Raw genomic sequence first — 17,463 nt, forward strand, 5'->3', positions numbered from 1 at the left:
CAGTGAGTTATGAAAAAACAATTCTTAAAAAACCTTATCAAATCGCCAGTTTGATTTTTGATAGGATTGATGTATCTACCATTTGGTGTTGATACTAATTTCTTAATCCCCACTTATTCATAGATTTTCTAATTCCGAAACAATTAATAATCCTAAAAAATGAAGAATTTTTATTGGGGCAGGAGAGAACTGTCCAAAAAAATCTGTCTAATAGAGCATACTGCTTTAAATAATCAAACATGTACCTTGAGAATTTTCATTGCCTTGCTCTTGGCGTTCCAAATGTTGTTGTTTAGTAATCCTGTGCTGGCACAGTCTCCAATCCCGGAGGCTGCTGCTTGCCCTTGCACTCAAATCCCTGAATTAAGGGTAGGTGACAAAGTTCCTGCCGGCTTTTGGAGTCATAAACATCTTTTTGTATCGCAGGGCGATACGCTCAGAAGAGATTTTACAGAGCATAAAGGAAAAATGCTAGTTCTGGGTTTCTGGGCAACATGGTGCTCTGCATGCCTCAAAAACCAACCTGAAATAGAAAGCTATGTCCAAAGTCATATAAAAGACCTAGCGGTTATTAGAGTAAACCCGAACCGTTCTAAGGACAATCTGAAAACGATTGAAAAGGCCTTGAATGGTCAGGTTGGTAAATTTACCGGTATCGGATTTAAGGATATGGTTTCGGTCATCGAGGATGGCTATCTTCAGCAGCTGTTTCCCAATCGCGGATTTCCGTATTATGTATGGATCAACAAATATGGTGTTGTTCAGCTGATCACGTATCGAAACCTATTGGATCAGAAATTCGACAAACCTTACATCGATTGATTATGAAAACAATTGTTATTTTAAGTCTATTGTTTTTTACGTCGATAGATGTCTGGGCACAGTATAGGGTTCATGGTAAAATTATAAATGAGAAAGAGCAAACTATTACTGGAGCGACGATCGAGGTAATTGGATCGGACAAGCGAACGTTGAGCGATAGCAATGGAATGTTCTCTCTTGCTGTTTCTTCGGATAAAGGTAAAATCGCTGTCAGGCATTTCGGATATGAAAAGCAGGTACTGATATTTGATGTGGAAAGGCCTGAAATTTTGGTTACTCTTCGCCCAACCAGCGATAGCCTGGAGACGGTCAATATCGTTCATACAGGGTATCAGCAGATTTCTAAAGAGAGATCGACGGGAAGCTACATTGTTCTCGGATCCGATCAGATCGATAAGCGTGTCGGGAGCTCGCTCATTGAACGCCTTGAAGGCTCGATGCCCGGACTTCAGTTTGAGACCCGGGCAGGGAGCAAGGAGCTCATGGTACGTGGCCTGAGTACCTTTACGACGACGATGACCTCACCGCTTATCGTGGTGGATAATTTTCCATTCGACGGCGACCTGAATTCGATCAACCCGGCCGACGTGGAGTCCGTTACGCTGCTTCGGGATGCTGCTGCGACCAGTATCTGGGGATCGCGTGCCGGCAACGGCGTCCTGGTGATCACCCGAAAAAAAGCTTCCGGCCAAAACATGGCTATAGACTTTCGAAGCAATTTCAAGATCTCGGAGAAACCACGGATTTTGAAATATTCTATCATGAACAGTGCGGAATTTATTGAGGTGGAGCGCATGCTCTTCGAAAAGGGTTTTTTTAATTCCCTGCTTGATCCTGCCGTTAACCGAAGCATTATTATATCTCCGGTTGTAGATCTGTTAAAACAGCATCAGGAAGGTTTAATTACTAAGGGATACCTTGAGAAAACACTTGAAAGTTTATCGAAGAATGATTACCGGGAAACTATGCTAAAGCATTACTATCAGAATCCTTCCGTCTTCCAGCAGTATGTGTCTTTTGGAAAGCAAATGGATAAATTAGGGTTTAGGGGAAGTGTTGGCTATGACCGAAACAGTGCGAATTTACACACTTCCAATTCAGGGAGGACGACGTTTTCGCAATACATATCTTATGAACCTTTTCAGAAAGTCAAAATTGATCTAAGCCTTGATCACAGTAGCAGCAAGAGCACATTGCCACTAGGTGGAAATGATTTTCCTATTTCCATCGGCGGGGGACGGGCTAACTTATATCCCTATGCCGAACTGATCGGAAAAGATGGAAGGGCATCGAGTATCCCCCGTACATATAATTCTTATTATCTGGCTCAGCTAGATAATAAAGGCTTAATGGATTGGGAATATCGCCCGCTGGAAGAAATCGGTTTGAGCAGGTCAATAAATAGGATAAGGCTAACAAATGCGAATGTTAACGTTCAATATTCTGTTCTGAATTGGATGAATCTTAACCTGATGTATAGCCTTGGGAGACAGTCCGCTGATAAGTCCGGTATCTATGATGCAGAATCATTTTACGTTCGCGATCTGGTCAATCTGTTTACTCAGGTTGATGAGGGGAATTACAGCTATCCGATTCCTTATGGTGCCATTCATGATATGGGTTTTAATGATCTTACCGCACATCGGGGAAGAGCTATGGTCAATATTGACCAACAATTTGGAGAAGGTCACCAGCTCAACATGATCTTTGGAACGGATATAAACAGTATGGCCGTAAAAACAAATTCCTTCCGATACTACGGGTACGATGAGCGTACGCTTACCACCGTTCCTGTAGACCAACATAGTCTTTTTCCTACCTACAATGGACTAATGGGTAGCCAGCGGATTGCAACTGGTGAGAACATCACACGGAACGACAAACGCTTTGTCTCATTTTATGGAAACGCAGCCTATAGGTTCCGGGAAAAATATAGTGTCAGTGGATCCTTTAGAAAGGATGCCTCGAATATTTTTGGCGTGAACACGAATCGTCGCTGGAATCCCTTATGGTCTGTTGGAATGAGCTGGGAACTAAGCAAGGAACGCTGGATGCTGCTTAGCAGCGTAATTGATCTTTTAAAAATCAGGGGAACTTTTGGCCATAGCGGAAATGCAGGCGGGACCACCTCGACATTGCCCATTATCGCTTACCTCAATTATTCCTCGCGCTGGATGAATAACTTTCCGCAGGCCCAAGTGCGCAGTCTACCGAATGCGGACCTTCGGTGGGAGGATGTTGCGATGTATAATCTTGCAGCAGACTTTTCCCTTTTCCGGGGTATACTGTCGGGCAGCTTTGATTATTATTGGAAAAAATCGACAGATCTGCTGGCAGACGATCTTTTGGACCCTACGATGGGCTTTACAGACGTAACCAAGAACGTAGGGGTGATGAAAGGAGCGGGTTTCGATGCTACCCTTAACTTTAGAATTCCGATCGGAGCATTTTATTGGTCGTCGTCACTCAATCTTTCCAAAAACCGGAACACCATCGTTAAATATTACGGAGCATCGGTCAACGGATCTTTCTATACCCAAAACGTGGGGTCGTCGATGAGGCCTTTGGAGAATAGAAGTCCCTACCCGGTTTTTGCCTATTACTTTGCGGGACTTGATCCTGAAAACGGAGACCCTCAGGGATTGATGGATGGCTCGCTATCCAAAGATTATAGTGCTCTCATGCGGGATTCGGTAGAAAACTTAAACTATTTCGGAACCTCTATGGCGCCTTATTTTGGTAATTTTCAGACATCTCTCAGATGGAAGGATTTGGAAGTCTCCTTGCAGCTGACTTATAAGTTCGGTGCTTTTGCGCAAAAGCAAACGATCATGTACGGCGAAGTTTACAATTTATGGCGAACGCATGGCGATTATGCTAAAAGGTGGAAGGAGCCAGGAGACGAGCTGAGGACAACGGTTCCAAGCATGACCTACCCTGCCAACTCCAGCAGGGATGCCTTTTATGCTCAGTCGGAGGCCAATATCTACGCGGCAGATTATATCCGGGTAAGGGATTTAAGAGTCAGTTACGCATTTTATCTGAAATTGGCAAAACGCAGCTCCAGAATTACAGTTTTCGGAGTGGCCAATGATTTGGGATTGTTATGGACCAAAAATTCTGAGCATCTCGATCCAGAGGCTTATCCCTGGCAGCAGCCGAGAAGTTTCAGTTTTGGCATTAATTGGAGATATTAAATCAATAGCATGATGAAGAGTTTATATATACTAATGCTGGCAGCAATTGTCCTGAATACGGGATGTGAAAAATTTCTGGATCAGAAATCTGACGGTTCGCTGTCCATTCCCGAAAATGAAAAGGACATAAGGGCCCTGCTTGATAACGATGGTTTGATGAATAGCGCCTTTCCCGGGCTGAATGATCTTTTCAGTGATGAATATTTCATTGATTATACGGTATGGAAGTCCCGATCTGAGCTTGACCAAAGGTTTTACGTGTGGGACGGAGATGTCTCAACATTTCAAAATTCAAGCTGGTTTTCTTCTTATAAAGCAGTCATGATTTCCAATGTCGTGCTGGAATCAATCGAAAAGCAGATCAAGGACCATGGAACCACGTACAACCTCAACCTCATGAAAGGCGAAGCACTTTTTTCACGAGCCATGCGTCATTTTACGGTCTCTCAGCTCTATTGTGCACCATACGATCCCAATGGAGACAATCGCTCTGCGGGTATTCCGATCCGTACATCCTCAGATATCAACGAAACCTTTCAAAGAAATACCGTCGAGGACACCTATACATCTATACTGGATGATCTGAAAGCAAGTTTAGAACTTTTACCTGTTCACTCAGAAACTATAACTAGACCCAATAAGGTGGCAGCATTTGCCTTGCTTGCCAGGGTTTATTTATCTATGGAAAAATACGCGGAAGCGCTGAAATTCGCAAAAGAAGCTTATTCTTTGAATAATAAGCTTTTGAATTACAATACGATAGACCTTTCTGCAGTTAATCCTTTTGAAGTTTCCAAGAATGTGGAAATTATTTATTTTGCAAAAAATGTATCTTCGGCAACATACATTACCAAAAGCCGTTCAAATATGGACACGTTGCTTCTTAGCCAATATCAGCAAGGTGACCTGAGGAGGGAAGCTTTCTTTGAAGAGAAATCCAATGGTTATTCCGCATTTAAAGGTTTTTATAGCGGACTTGAGCCCACATTGTTCTGTGGTCTTGCTACTGATGAGCTCTACCTTATCATCGCCGAATGCGAAACCCGTAGGGGAAATGTGGCTCGAGGAATGGAGATCTTAAACTTGTTGCTTGCCCATCGATATGATCCAAACATATTTGAACCGATGGGACAACTTGATCAAGACCAGCTTCTAGACACGGTCCTTGCAGAGCGCAGAAAGGAACTGTTATTTCGGGGGGTGCGATGGAGTGACCTAAGGAGGCTGAATCGGGATCCTAGATTTCGGAAGGATCTGAAGCGCAGAGTTTTCGATGGTGCTTCGTGGGAGGAGTATGAACTTCCTGCCGGTGATTTGCGTTATGTTTCTGCTATACCGGATCAGGTTATTGAACTTTCTGGGATGCAACAAAACCCTCGTTAATCCATGGCCCAGTTTATTAATCAACAAGTTCCCATATCTAATGGAAGATATGGGAACTCTAAAAAAGGGGTGCTTCACTATTCGCTGCGGAATCCCGTTACGGTGTTGTTCGTAGAGGGAACCTCATTGTTATCCAGTGCATCGAGAACTTCTTGAATGTCGGCCTTTCTTTCAGGAGTAAGATCTGGGTAGCTGCCGCTGGCGTCAGCTTCTATACTGCAGATCTGTTCAGGAACGTCGTTACACGGCAGGGGCTGCCCTAATGTGTAGTGGCTTGAATCCAGAGGATTTGTTCCGGTGAAACTCCAAGTTGCAGGGATTCTTGTTTCATTTTCGCTGGCTTTCTCTCCTGCTTTTATGGATGTTAGCGTTATGGCGCTTAGTGCTATGAGCGACAGTACTAGTCCAAATACTGACGTTCTATTTTTATGGATTGATTTCATTTCTATTTCTTTTATTGGTTATGTATTCGGATTACATTCGCTGGGTTTGCTGTTGAAAATATCCAGCAAACCCTTGATGGGGAACAGAGCAAATTTTCTGGTATGTTTCGGCGTGCTTAACATGGTTCGTTATTCGGTTGTCCAATCTATTTCAAAAGTAAGCAGGAAAAACATCTGAGGTTAACCAACTTTGATGCGTATTATTTTTTTACTTTTTCGAAAGTGGTTGATTTTTATAGGTACCTCGGAATTTTCTCATGGTTGTTCCGTAATGTTTTTTAAACGCTCTGTTCAAGGCGCTGACAGAGCTGAAATTGAATTTCATCGATAGCTCCAAAAGTGATATTTCTGTTTTTATTAATAGGTCAGAGATGAGTTCAAATTTCTTTTCGTTGATAAACTTTCGGACCGTTGTCCCATACTTCTCTTTAAACAGACGTTCCATTTTGGAAATGGACATTCCGTTTTTTCTGGCCAGCCTTCGAATAAACTGGTTGTCGGCCTGTAAAATATGAATCGTTAAATCGCTATGAATTTCATTGATTTTTAATGAGGTGTGCTGAACACTGTATTTCCCGTTCAGTCCTTTGTAGGCAGACAGTAATTTAGAAAAGCGATTGATGAGATAATTTTCGTAGCGTGTTTTGTTGTTTTTCGGAACCTTGAGTAATCTTTTTAAAGACATGATGAAATAGGTGTCCATTTTTTGAGGCAGGGTTCCATTTATTTTCTTATTGTTAAAATCTGCAACAAAATCAGGTAGCAGGCTGTTTCGATGAAAGAGTATCGGAGAAAATGTGTCTAATATGCTAATGGTATAGAGTTCAATCTTCTGGTCAAGAAAGGTGATATTATACATGTCCTGGCGGGCAAACAGCAGTATCGTCTCTCCAGGATGCAGGACTATGGAACTGATGCCGTTTATATTGGTATAGGCTATCGAACCTTTAAAAAGCATGAGCAAAACATAAACATTCGAGGTAGCCTGTATGGTTAGGGAATATTCTTTTTCACAGCTAATAATATAATGTTCGATCAGCAGGCATTCTCTGTCAAAACTGGCATTTTTGATCTGGCAACGACCACCTTTTAAGTACATGTAAGCCGAACAGGGTAGTGGGAGAAAGACAGTATCTACTATTCCTTTTAGCAGTAGCTCTTTGGAGGTTATTTCAGGAAGGGTAAGTATAAATTTCATGATACATTTCATTTTGAAATGCCCTTCATTAATAAAAGTGATGGGCTTCTATTCAAGGGTTATCCGATCGAATAGACGTTCTTTGAGTTTTACCGAAAGGTCGACTGCCTCTGCGAGTGGTATTTTTGATGTTATGTTTAAGTGACTTAGTATCGTTTTCAGCCTGTTTTCGAGTGTTCCGGAAACATATATCGGGGTAATTTGAAGACTTCGATACGTATTTATCAGTATCCTTTCTGATTCCTCTCGGAAACGCTCCGAGGTAGGTCGGTGGCCATCTTCAATAAAAGGAAATTCGACTGGGAGATGAAAGAAGATGTCATAACTGTTCTTTGTATAGGTCTTGGCCATCTTTTCAAAACCAGCCAGCAACAGTTCAAAATCCCGAAATTCGCGATAGTTCTTGAGTTTCTTCCACAGCATGGTCCAACTATTCTCCTCGGGATAAGCACCGGTGATCAGCCTGGTGCTGCCATAGAGCCATTCCTGAAGTGGACAGCCGTCGCTGATGAAGCCTGTGGACAATCCAGCTTCGGCATGAACGCGCCGCTCAAAGCGTTCCATCCCCAAACGAAGCAACTGTGCATAGGAACAATCCTTTAGCGAGGTGCCCGGAAATAACCAAGGAAGGATCTCACGCATGGTTGGGGCATGGGTCGTTGGAATCCCGGTAGCTAGGGAAAGGGCGATCGAGAGGCTGGTCTTTCCAGTGCAGTAGGTCCCGCTGATCACGATCCGGGGCTTATGTTCAGGGCATCTCATGGCAAATCTTAAATTTTGCATCCATGTTGCCCATCTGGCTCATGAGCGAAACGGTCTGCCAAGCTTTCCCGCGCAGCATGGTCTGCTGGCGGAGGTCGAACTGCAGATCAACTCGGTAACAATCGGATCGGTAGGGACGCTTAAAGTCGATTTCCATGCTCCTAAGCCAAATATTGGGACAATCCAACCGATCTTTGGACAGAAGGGTATACAGCAGTACCTGCATCAGCTGTCCTGATATCCGAACGCTGTCCAAAGGGCTGAGGGGATTGTCATAGGCACTGAATCCCCAAACATCCGAAGGGTAGGGTAAAGGTCTCGATAATTGGGCAGAAATGGATTCAGTCTGTAGGTCCATGTAGATTTGGTCCAATTCGAGGTTGCGCTGCCTGTATAGCTCTCGGTGGAGGGAACCTTCCCCAAAAGGCCAGAGATCAAAATCCCGAAAATCGATCTGGGTTGGGCCGGGATGGTCGATGACGATTTGCATCTGGGCATTCTGGATCTTTAGTTCCATGCTTGTCAAGCCAATGTTGATCGAATTGAGATCCTGATGGGATTCAGCAATGGATATTTCAAACGGTACGGTCATTCCGCTCGTGATGTCCATTGGTTTTTTTATTTGGAGCGTAAGGTTCCGCAGGATGGAGCGGTTAATTTCATGCCTGGTCAGCCGTTTCTGCTTGATGAGTATGCCCTCTGCCAAAAATAAGCCCATGGCAACATATTCCATGCTTCCCAAGTGTAGTGCCTGTTGGTTTGGCCTTTGCGGACCATCATAATGAACGGAAAAGGATCCTCGGATCTGGTTTTGTCCACCCAGGCTGAAATTGGAAACCTGAAATTGGAACCTGCTGAATCCAAAGGAAAAATAGCGGGTCTGGGAAGGACCCAATATGCTGTCTAAGCTATCAATTGGCTGTTTCATGGTTAGCTGTATTGCTTTTAGCTAAAAGTAGGGCAGGGAACAATGATAATTTTGGCGAATGCCGTAAGAGGTCCAGTGACATTCGCCGTTTCTGCAATTATTTAACTGAATAAAATATTTGTTAACCAATGCAGCAAAAAGATTGTGATATTAATTATTAATTTATATTTTGCAAATTCGTCTAGTTTTTGAACCTAAATTTTCCAGTTATGGATATTCAAAAATTGTTATTTGAGGAAATTCGGTCAAGGATTTCCAATCCGGCCGCCTGGTCAAAGGAAATTTCCGAACTGCTGCACCTGGGCAGGGATGCGGTTTACCGCAGGGAGCGTGGTGATGTGCAGCTCACTGCCAGTGAACTAGGGAAGCTCTGCCGCCAATATGGCATTTCGCTGGACAGTTATCTGCTTAGTGACCGGCACAATGTAGTATTTAAGCACACGAGCCTCAACCATCAGGATAGCTATAACTATAGCCAATATATCCACCAGATGCTTCTCCAACTTCAGCACATGGTTTCTTGCGAGCAAAAGGAGATTATCTTCTGTGCCGACGACGTCCCAATCTTCCATTTTATGGAATTTGCCGAGCTAACCTATTTTAAGCTCTACTCCTGGAACCAAGCAGTGCTGAACCTTGGGGTCAGTTATGAGGATTTTGTTTATGAACTCAAAAAGCAGCACCTGGAACCGGTGTTTAAAAACCTACATGAAACCTACTGCAGGATCCCATCCAGGGAAATCTGGTCAAGGGGCACGATCGGGCCAATCCTGGAACTCCTGGAATACCATTATGACATCGGTAGCTTTCGAAATCAGGATAGCATTGGCCTGCTACTGGAGCAGCTCGGCCATCTCATAACGAATCTAAAAAGATGGACCAAAAGGCAGGAAAAACACGAGGGTGTGCACTTTGACCTCTACCTATCGCCCGTGAACCTGGGCATAAGCCAGATGCTGTGCCGATTTGATGGCGAGCAGTCCGTATCGGTCAAGCTCTATACCATCAATAGCATCGCTACTTTGGACATGAGGTACGTTACCGAAACCATTGATTGGATCCGTGGCGTATTGAATAAGTCCAGCTGCCTGAGCAAACTTTCGGAAAAGGAGCGGATCCATTTCTTCAACCATTTGGATGGCTGTATTGATGGCCTGGCCGGTCGATTGAACCTTCCTCAGGCCTGAGCATAGGGATGATTGTCGATTGGAAAAAAATTTTCATGCAGTTCGGTGATTATGGGAAAGGATTTAACGGAAAAATTGATGGCACTGGTTGGGTGGTACGATTCCGCTTCAATGTGTGCGAATGGTGGTTTACTTGTGGATACATCTCTATCAGAACTACTGACCCAAACCGCAATATCAATCCAACGAATGTACTTCTTACGAAAAAAGGAATACCAATTTGAAAGGGAATTCAGGAAAGTACGGAATACAATCCTTTATATGTTGAAGAACCTTTCAAAGGAAATTGAACCTGATGGTTTACAAGGCAGGCCTTTCGAATGTGTCAATCTATTAGAGACATTTTTAGGGGAAATCGATGAACGGTTTTCCCAGCATTTGAACGGAAATGATCCCTTGAGCAAACGGATGGTAAAGGCATTCCAAAGGGAGCTTGACGAGTCTTTTGACCCCGCTCAGGTGCCCCTTCCAACCAATGTAGGAGATACTATCGATTTGCTCAAAAAGGTCCTCAGTGAACGGTTGGAACAGAATCCTAGCTATGGCGTATTGAAAAAACTGAGAGTCTTTATGGATAGATTTAAGCAGCATGTCCCTCAGAGTTTCCATCACCCTCCGTTAACCTGGGTCGATGCGAACCTGATCCTGTTGGATTATCGGGATGGGCTGTACCTGAGCAGTTTACTCGAAAGGGTTAAAAGGGGAATCGAAAAATCGGATCCCAGTGAGCAGATTTCCTTTATGGAATCATTCGGTAAATACCTTCTGATACTGAAGAAAACCTCAAGGTTGAACGGTGTCAGAAAAAACCGAATGATAGGGTTGTTGGAACAGTTTATCGAAAGGTATTTGTCCTCTGAAGACAAAAAAGGTGTTCGACCTCCATTTCAGGATGGAGTCAAGGCCAAGCAAAGTGGTATGGAGAAAATTACCTGCAACCTTTCTGCTGACCAGCTTGCGCTCATCCTGCGTGCCATGGATGAAAGCCGATTGGTCGGCGCCAAATCCATGAACGCGGTCTTTCGGCAAATCATCCCATTCCTAAGTACCGACCGCAAGGTAAATCTTTCCTATGGAGCGGTCCGCAGCAAAGCGTACTCTCCAGAAGATAGGGACCGACAGGTTGCTGTTGGCCTGCTGGAGAAGATGATCGAAAAGATCCAAAGCTATTGAAATCTGCAATTATCCCTTACTTACTTATTTACTAACTTCATCTCGTTTAAGGACCGAATCAAACGATTTATCCTTTTGAATGTTCTCTGTTCTACCTAAAGATCGGTTCCTATTCCTAAACTTGCTGTAGAAGGGAAGTAATGAGCGGATCAAAGAACATAACTTTCAAACTGGTGGAATCAACATAAACCCCTCAACTGAACTATCATTAAGTTGAAAGTTAGCCTTATTTATCCATGCACAGCGGGTTTGCTTTTAAGTTGTGAATTTTCAAATTCCATAAAAAAAGGCTTATGGAACCCTATCCTATAAGCCTCAATAAGGAGGAGGAAGTCTGTAATTATAGCCTTCCGGAATCCTTGAAGGAATAATAACCATCTGGAGATATGATCAGATGGTCCAGTACGCGGATGTCCAGCAACCGTGCTGCCTGGTCGATCTTCTTTGTGAGCAGGATATCAGGGTCACTGGGAACCAGGTTTCCCGAGGGGTGGTTGTGCACCAGGATCAAAGCTGAGGCATTCGCCTTGAGGGCTGCGGTAAATATCACTTTGGCATCCACTGGAGTGGCATCAATACCACCTGCAGAAACTTGATAGATTCCTAACACCCTATTTCCTGTATTGAGCAATAGAATCTTAAATTCTTCGGCATACTCTATCCTTTCTGCATTCCAACAGGTGAGCAGTAGGGAATAAACCTCTTTGGAAGATGTGAGCTTTGGTCTTTGGGAAGGTCGAACTGGGTTTTGGTAAGATATGCGTACTTCGGCAACCTGTTGCCATTCCTGTTGATTTTGTTGAGTTTCCATAGTTTTCAGTTTTAAGTTTACGAATGGAATGAATTATGGCATCTGGTGCGGATGAAGGGAAGCAAGGGCAAAAAGCAACGGAATAAATGAAGGGAAGTTGGCTGGGACAGTGTTTATGCCGGAATTTTTTGTTCCGCCTCCGACCCGAAGTCCGGACTTCATGGCAGAATTCAGTCCAGGGAGTAAATGATAAAAATGCCGCTCTGGAATCATATGGAAAGAGAACAGGGAACAGAAAGGGAACAAAGCGATAGTTGTCCTTTTGACAAGCCGTCAGAGTCCGTTCCTTTGGATAAGCTTCTTTCTGCAAGGATTGCGGAATAGCGAAAATGTTGGATTAAATGTGTAAAAATATGCTTAAGGATATCTCATGGATGGAATACATCAAGCTTGTCTCTGCAATGACCCTCCTATATTATTTAACGGTTACGGTCATCATCTATCGAAAGAAGATCCTGTCACTTTTCAAAACACGGTTTGAATTTGAAGGGAATGACGATGCAGGCGCAGTTACGGAATCTTCCGGTACTATCCCATCGGGCCTTCCAGCGGAAAGGGAATTTGAAGATTCCATTCCCCAAGGAGAACCGATTGAGCGGTTTGTCAAAGATCTGCGCGTGCTATTGGAGTCCAAGACTTCTGGAGTGCATGGGTCAAAACAACTCGTTGAGGAAATCAGGTCGGTACTCAGTAGATTCCCATCACTTCATGATTTGGGATTAAGGGACACGTTGAACGAGTTTATCCTTTCAGAATGTGAGCGTTTTCAGGTCATTATACCCGATGGGGATGAATTGGGTGCGATATGGAAAGGTGCGGTATGATAATTTAGCGGATGTCCCCCCGTCCGACCATCAGCGTTAGGGCAATCGGGATGTAGGAGTATGGTCCGTTGACGGCTGGGACATACCGCTTAATGGCAGTGGGATTTAATAATCAGAGATTGAACGGATATGGTGAAGTTAAAGACATTTGAATGGGAGCTCGAACATAGGAAGGTATCTGTCCTTGTTCTTTGCAGCTGGTTCCTGCCGGTACTGGTCTATGGGCAGGATGGCGTTGCGGGCATCAATGAGGCGAACAATATGGTCAGGAGCTACTTTGATTCTGGAACGAAGTTGATGTACGCGGTTGGAGCCCTATTGGGCCTTATCGGCGCTGTGAAAGTCTACCAAAAATGGAATAACGGCGATCCGGATACCGGAAAGGTTGCCGCTGCATGGTTTGGGAGCTGTGTTTTCCTAGTGCTGGTGACAACGGTCATTAAAACTTTTTTCAATGTCAATTAGCAATGGCCAGCCAGGTTTTTAAAATCAATAAAGGAGTCAATCTATCCGTTGAGTTTCGTGGGTTGAAGGCGCAGTATATAGGGTACTTAGGAATTGGTGTGGTTTTATTGGTTGTCCTTTTCTCCATGCTGTATTTTTTCGGGATCCCCTCACTCATCTGTGTAGCCATCATCGGTGTATCAGGATCGCTGTTTTTCATGCAGGTATATCGGCTCAGTCAACGGTACGGGGAGTTTGGTCTGATGAAAGCGCTTGCAAATAAGCAATTGCCAAAACATGTGGTGTGCATGGAAAGGCGTCTATTTCGTTTTGAAGGACATACATTTATTAGAGATCATAAAAGCAAGAGTTATGGTGAAGAGCTTGGATAAAATTTTCCCCATTCTAGAAGTAGATCAGAACTGTATCCTCAGCAAGATGGGGGACCTGACTGTAGCCTATGAACTGAGGCTGCCGGAAATCTTCACGCTCTCAGAAATGGAGTTTGAGCTGTTCCACCAATCGTGGGTAAAGGCCATCCGTACCTTGCCAAACCACTCTATCCTGCATAAACAGGACTGGTTTATCAAGGATATGCACAGGGAGCATCCTACTGACCGAGAGCCGAGTTTCCTAGATTTGGCTTCGGGACGACATTTTCATGAGCGCCCCTTTCTAGATCACCGCTGTTACCTAATGCTGACCAAAAAACCTAAAGGTCGAAAGCTTTCCAGCTCGATTTTTTCCAATCTGATCAGGCCGAACCTGGTTCCCAGAGAATTGCTCGATGGAGGATCCTACAAGCGGTTTTTGGAATCCTGCGGTCAGTTTGTGAGCATCCTGCAAGAAAGTGGTCTTGTTCGGCTCACCCAGATTGGCAATTCCGAACTGAGCAGCCAACTTAAAAAGAAAGGCCTGATCGAACGGTACTGCTCACTTTCAGATAGAGCCGATGATCTCAGGCTAAGGGATATGGATTTTTCTCAAGGCATCCGGATCGGGCATAAACACGTTCAGCTGTACACACTTTGTGATGGGGAATCCCTGCCATCGCTCTGCGGGAGCAGACTGACCTATGAGCGGTATTCGACGGAGCTGAGTAAGTTCAGTATTGGTTTTGCCTCACCATTGGGGCAGCTACTTCCTTGCAATCATATCTATAACCAATATATTTTCATTGAAGACGCCGATAGGACGATGAAAAGACTGGAGAGCAAAAAACTGCGACTGCAGTCCCTTGCAGCCTACAGCCGGCAGAACCTTATTGCTGGGGAAGCGACGAACGATTTTCTGAACGAAGCCATCTCCCAACAGCGTCAACCTGTAAAAGCACATTTCAATGTGTTGGTCTGGACCGAGAACCCGGAACAACTACAGGAAGTGCGCAACAGGGTGTCCTCAGCGCTGTCGCAGATCGACTGTCCTTGCAAGGAGGAAACCGTAGGGGCCGCCCAGATCTTCTGGGCAGGAATCCCGGGTAACAGCGCTGATTTCCCGATGAATGACAGTTTTGATACGTTCGCTGCCCAGGCAGCCTGCTTCCTGAACCTGGAGACGGGTTACCGTAATTCGGTCAGTCCGATGGGCCTGCGTTTGGGGGACAGGCAAACTGGCCGGCCGATGCATGTGGACATCAGTGACGAACCTATGCGCAATGGCATATGTACGAACCGTAACAAGTTTATCCTGGGTCCCTCAGGAAGCGGGAAATCCTTTTTTACGAACCATATGGTGCGCTCGTACTACGAACAGGGAACCCATATTGTCCTGGTGGACGTGGGTCATTCCTACAAGGGGCTCTGTGAGATGGTCGGTGGCTATTACTTTACCTATACAGATGAGCGCCCGATCCAGTTTAATCCATTTTATATAGGAGTGGGAGATAGCCTGGATACCGAAAAAAAGGAAAGCATCAAAACCTTGCTCTTGGCATTGTGGAAAAAGGACGATGAGTCCTTCAGAAGATCCGAATATGTCGCCCTATCGAACGCCATTTCGGGTTATTATAACTTTTTGGCTGGATCTACATCGGTCATACCCTGCTTTGACTCGTTCTATGAATTCCTGAGGGACGATTATATCAAGGAACTCGAAAAGGAGCGGGTCAAGGAAAAGGATTTCGATGTACATAATTTCTTGTACGTGCTGCGCCCTTTCTACCAAGGTGGAGAATTCGATTACCTGTTGAATGCCAAGGCGGAACTGGACTTACTTAACGAGCGCTTTATCGTTTTTGAGCTGGATAACATCAAAGATCATCCGATCCTGTTTCCAGTGGTGACGATCATTATCATGGAAGTATTTATCAATAAGATGCGCAAGAAGAAAGGAGTGCGCAAGATGATCCTGATCGAAGAGGCTTGGAAGGCCCTGATGAAAGAAGGGTTTGCGTCCTATATCAAATACCTGTTCAAGACGGTCCGTAAATTCTTTGGGGAGGCCGTTGTGGTCACCCAGGACGTGGAAGATATCATTTCTTCTGCGATAGTGAAACAGGCGATCATCAATAACAGTGATTGCAAGATCCTGTTGGATCAGAGCAAATACCAGAATAGGTTTGAGGAGATCCAGCAGCTCCTTGGATTGACAGAAAAGGAGCGAGCGCTTGTCCTTTCCATGAATAAATCGAACGATCCGCTAAATAAATATAAAGAGGTATTTATCAGCTTGGGCGGCGCCTTGAGCAAAGTCTACCGTACAGAGGTCTCTGCAGAAGAGTACCTGATCTATACGACCGAAGAGAGCGAGAAGGTACAACTGAATAAATGGATCGAACATTATCGGGGAGATGTCAAGATGGCCCTGAAAGCCATGGTCGAGGGACTAAAAAAGTTCTGATAGATAGAATTTACCTGATGTTTAGCTTAATTATAAGTTATGTAAACTAATATGAATAAGGTAGTTAAAATTATATTGATCCTATTGGTCGCTCTCCTCCCTCTAGCCAATCAACCAAGCTATGGTCAGTTGGTCCTTGCGGAAGTCATCCGTAGCGCGATTAAAAAAGTAGTTAAGGCGGTGGACCTGAAAATCCAGCGCCTGCAAAATAAAACCATCTGGCTGCAGCAGGCGCAGAAAACAATGGAAAATATCCTTTCGAAAACCCGTCTGGACGAAATTGCCCTGTGGTCGCAAAAGCAAAAGGAAGCTTTTGGCAAGTACTATTCAGGCTTGATGAAGGTGAAATCCGTGATCGGTCAGTTCCATCAAGTAAAGGAACTGACCGAAAAGCAGGTGGCGATGGTCAGGGAGTACAAACGTGTCTGGGGATTGTTGCAGCGGGACGGACATTTTTCGATAGAAGAACTGGATTACATGGCCAAGGTTTACATCGGCATGTTGGAGGAGAGCCTTAAGAACATCGATGGGCTTACTATGATCATCCAGTCCTATACATTACAGATGTCCGATGGGCAACGGATGGAGATCCTTGAAAAGGCTTCGGCCAGGATCGACAAGAATTTTAATGACCTCAGACGGTTCAACAGGCAGAATATAATGCTTCGCATCCAACGCGCCCGATCTGAACAGGAAGTGTTGATTATAAAGAAACTATATGGTTTACCTTAACAAAAAGAGGATATATATGAAAACCCTAATGCTAGCTCTCGTCTTGCTTTTCTCAGTGAATTGCCAGGCGCAGACTCTCAAGGAATGGGTCCGTCAGAGGAGAACCCAAAAGGAGTACCTCCTTACCCAGGTCGCCGCGAACCAGCTCTATTTTGACCTGCTCAAAAAAGGCTACCGGATCGTGCATAGTGGAATTGGTGTCATAGGCGACCTAAAGCGCGGTGAATTTAATCTTCATGACCAATTTTTTGCTTCATTGAAGACTGTAAGTCCATCGGTTCGGCGCTATGCTCGGGTCGCGGAAACTATTGCCCTAGAGCGAGACATCCTTATTCAATGTGCGGCACTAAAACGGTTCGTGGAACAAAATGCACTGCTCAGCAAACAGGAGATGAGCTATATCGATCGGCTGGCTAGAAGCGTGAGGAAAGCATCTGAGGGCTCCTTCCTTGGTCTGTTGGATCTGTTGGAAAAAGGTAAAATGGATCTTGGAGATCATGAGCGCATCAAGCGTTTACAGCAGGTCCATAGCGATATAAGTGCTCAGCATGGATTTTTGAAACGGTTTTCTCAGGATATCCAGCTGCTGGTCATAAACCGCTGGAGGGGAAATAACGATGTTGATGAATTATTGAAGTTGAATGACTTAATGTATTAAAACATGAAACATAAGGCAAAGTATTTCGTTCCGTTGTTCGCTTTCCTGTTTTCTGTTTGCTCG

The 17,463-nt window shown here is 44.5% G+C and carries 16 protein-coding genes; 11 read left to right on the forward strand and 5 right to left on the reverse strand.

The window, feature by feature from the left end; translation table 11 throughout:
- The first annotated feature begins 159 nt into the window (after window positions 1-159).
- Genes ACWICE_RS05440 through ACWICE_RS05450 form a run of 3 tightly spaced genes read left to right on the forward strand, consistent with a single transcriptional unit; the run spans window position 160 to window position 5,402 of the window.
- A complete protein-coding gene (locus tag ACWICE_RS05440) occupies window positions 160-822 on the forward strand; it encodes a TlpA family protein disulfide reductase (protein ID WP_454297820.1) in 663 nt (220 codons plus the stop codon).
- A gap of 2 nt (window positions 823-824) precedes the next feature.
- Window positions 825-4,019: a SusC/RagA family TonB-linked outer membrane protein gene (locus tag ACWICE_RS05445; protein WP_157739449.1), complete on the forward strand. Its 3,195-nt coding sequence runs from the start codon at window positions 825-827 to the stop codon at window positions 4,017-4,019.
- Between the two features lie 9 nt (window positions 4,020-4,028).
- Window positions 4,029-5,402, forward strand: a complete 1,374-nt coding sequence (locus tag ACWICE_RS05450; protein WP_093095766.1) for a RagB/SusD family nutrient uptake outer membrane protein — start codon at window positions 4,029-4,031, stop codon at window positions 5,400-5,402.
- Between the two features lie 77 nt (window positions 5,403-5,479).
- Here the strand turns inward: ACWICE_RS05450 and ACWICE_RS05455 are convergent, their stop codons facing one another.
- The 4 genes from ACWICE_RS05455 to ACWICE_RS05470 form a co-directional block, all read right to left on the reverse strand.
- Window positions 5,480-5,845 carry a hypothetical protein gene (locus tag ACWICE_RS05455; protein WP_454297821.1) on the reverse strand — a complete coding sequence of 122 codons (366 nt, stop codon included), beginning with the start codon at window positions 5,843-5,845 and terminating at the stop codon, window positions 5,480-5,482.
- A gap of 208 nt (window positions 5,846-6,053) precedes the next feature.
- Window positions 6,054-7,043: a helix-turn-helix domain-containing protein gene (locus ACWICE_RS05460; RefSeq protein WP_454297822.1), complete on the reverse strand. Its 990-nt coding sequence runs from the start codon at window positions 7,041-7,043 to the stop codon at window positions 6,054-6,056.
- Between the two features lie 48 nt (window positions 7,044-7,091).
- Entirely contained in the window at window positions 7,092-7,826 is a 735-nt protein-coding gene (locus ACWICE_RS05465) for an ATP/GTP-binding protein (protein ID WP_093095771.1), read from the reverse strand.
- On the reverse strand, window positions 7,792-8,733 hold the full coding sequence (locus ACWICE_RS05470) for an AvrD family protein (RefSeq protein ID WP_454297823.1): 942 nt from the start codon (window positions 8,731-8,733) through the stop codon (window positions 7,792-7,794). Before ACWICE_RS05470 ends, ACWICE_RS05465 begins: the two co-directional genes overlap by 35 nt.
- Before the next feature lie 209 nt (window positions 8,734-8,942).
- On the opposite strand from ACWICE_RS05470, the gene ACWICE_RS05475 reads away from it, so the two are divergent.
- Window positions 8,943-9,920 carry a helix-turn-helix domain-containing protein gene (locus ACWICE_RS05475; RefSeq protein ID WP_093095774.1) on the forward strand — a complete coding sequence of 326 codons (978 nt, stop codon included), beginning with the start codon at window positions 8,943-8,945 and terminating at the stop codon, window positions 9,918-9,920.
- Between the two features lie 51 nt (window positions 9,921-9,971).
- The gene (locus ACWICE_RS05480) at window positions 9,972-11,093 is read left to right on the forward strand and encodes a hypothetical protein (protein WP_093095775.1); all 1,122 of its coding nucleotides are present in this window, start codon (window positions 9,972-9,974) and stop codon (window positions 11,091-11,093) included.
- Between the two features lie 340 nt (window positions 11,094-11,433).
- Here ACWICE_RS05480 and ACWICE_RS05485 read toward each other — a convergent pair whose 3' ends face one another.
- Complete coding sequence (locus tag ACWICE_RS05485; RefSeq protein ID WP_093095777.1) at window positions 11,434-11,904, reverse strand: JAB domain-containing protein; 471 nt, start codon at window positions 11,902-11,904, stop codon at window positions 11,434-11,436.
- Window positions 11,905-12,257: 353 nt separating this feature from the next.
- Here ACWICE_RS05485 and ACWICE_RS05490 point away from each other — a divergent pair, with 353 nt between their 5' ends.
- The 6 genes from ACWICE_RS05490 (at window position 12,258) to ACWICE_RS05515 (ending at window position 17,400) form a co-directional block, all read left to right on the forward strand.
- On the forward strand, window positions 12,258-12,728 hold the full coding sequence (locus tag ACWICE_RS05490) for a hypothetical protein (protein ID WP_139185423.1): 471 nt from the start codon (window positions 12,258-12,260) through the stop codon (window positions 12,726-12,728).
- 129 nt (window positions 12,729-12,857) lie between these two features.
- Window positions 12,858-13,193, forward strand: coding sequence for a DUF4134 domain-containing protein (locus ACWICE_RS05495; RefSeq protein WP_093095781.1), 336 nt, complete (start codon window positions 12,858-12,860; stop codon window positions 13,191-13,193).
- A gap of 2 nt (window positions 13,194-13,195) precedes the next feature.
- A complete protein-coding gene (locus ACWICE_RS05500; RefSeq protein WP_093095783.1) occupies window positions 13,196-13,564 on the forward strand; it encodes a DUF4133 domain-containing protein in 369 nt (122 codons plus the stop codon).
- The gene (locus ACWICE_RS05505; protein WP_454297824.1) at window positions 13,545-16,010 is read left to right on the forward strand and encodes a TraG family conjugative transposon ATPase; all 2,466 of its coding nucleotides are present in this window, start codon (window positions 13,545-13,547) and stop codon (window positions 16,008-16,010) included. Before ACWICE_RS05500 ends, ACWICE_RS05505 begins: the two co-directional genes overlap by 20 nt.
- Before the next feature lie 51 nt (window positions 16,011-16,061).
- Window positions 16,062-16,742: a conjugal transfer protein TraI gene (locus ACWICE_RS05510; RefSeq protein WP_093095788.1), complete on the forward strand. Its 681-nt coding sequence runs from the start codon at window positions 16,062-16,064 to the stop codon at window positions 16,740-16,742.
- A gap of 181 nt (window positions 16,743-16,923) precedes the next feature.
- Window positions 16,924-17,400 (forward strand): hypothetical protein, encoded by a 477-nt coding sequence (locus ACWICE_RS05515; protein ID WP_454297825.1) that lies wholly within the window; start codon window positions 16,924-16,926, stop codon window positions 17,398-17,400.
- Window positions 17,401-17,463 lie beyond the last annotated feature (63 nt).

It is taken from the genome of Sphingobacterium sp. NPDC055346 (assembly GCF_053645235.1).

Bases quoted from the DNA above. Each gene is read 5' to 3' on its own strand.
- ACWICE_RS05440 (WP_454297820.1), top strand. From the start codon at position 160: ATGAAGAATTTTTATTGGGGCAGGAGAGAACTGTCCAAAAAAATCTGT.
- ACWICE_RS05445 (WP_157739449.1), top strand. From the start codon at position 825: ATGAAAACAATTGTTATTTTAAGTCTATTGTTTTTTACGTCGATAGAT.
- ACWICE_RS05450 (WP_093095766.1), top strand. From the start codon at position 4,029: ATGATGAAGAGTTTATATATACTAATGCTGGCAGCAATTGTCCTGAAT.
- ACWICE_RS05455 (WP_454297821.1), bottom strand. From the start codon at position 5,845: ATGAAATCAATCCATAAAAATAGAACGTCAGTATTTGGACTAGTACTG.
- ACWICE_RS05460 (WP_454297822.1), bottom strand. From the start codon at position 7,043: ATGAAATTTATACTTACCCTTCCTGAAATAACCTCCAAAGAGCTACTG.
- ACWICE_RS05465 (WP_093095771.1), bottom strand. From the start codon at position 7,826: ATGCAAAATTTAAGATTTGCCATGAGATGCCCTGAACATAAGCCCCGG.
- ACWICE_RS05470 (WP_454297823.1), bottom strand. From the start codon at position 8,733: ATGAAACAGCCAATTGATAGCTTAGACAGCATATTGGGTCCTTCCCAG.
- ACWICE_RS05475 (WP_093095774.1), top strand. From the start codon at position 8,943: ATGGATATTCAAAAATTGTTATTTGAGGAAATTCGGTCAAGGATTTCC.
- ACWICE_RS05480 (WP_093095775.1), top strand. From the start codon at position 9,972: ATGGGAAAGGATTTAACGGAAAAATTGATGGCACTGGTTGGGTGGTAC.
- ACWICE_RS05485 (WP_093095777.1), bottom strand. From the start codon at position 11,904: ATGGAAACTCAACAAAATCAACAGGAATGGCAACAGGTTGCCGAAGTA.
- ACWICE_RS05490 (WP_139185423.1), top strand. From the start codon at position 12,258: ATGCTTAAGGATATCTCATGGATGGAATACATCAAGCTTGTCTCTGCA.
- ACWICE_RS05495 (WP_093095781.1), top strand. From the start codon at position 12,858: ATGGTGAAGTTAAAGACATTTGAATGGGAGCTCGAACATAGGAAGGTA.
- ACWICE_RS05500 (WP_093095783.1), top strand. From the start codon at position 13,196: ATGGCCAGCCAGGTTTTTAAAATCAATAAAGGAGTCAATCTATCCGTT.
- ACWICE_RS05505 (WP_454297824.1), top strand. From the start codon at position 13,545: ATGGTGAAGAGCTTGGATAAAATTTTCCCCATTCTAGAAGTAGATCAG.
- ACWICE_RS05510 (WP_093095788.1), top strand. From the start codon at position 16,062: ATGAATAAGGTAGTTAAAATTATATTGATCCTATTGGTCGCTCTCCTC.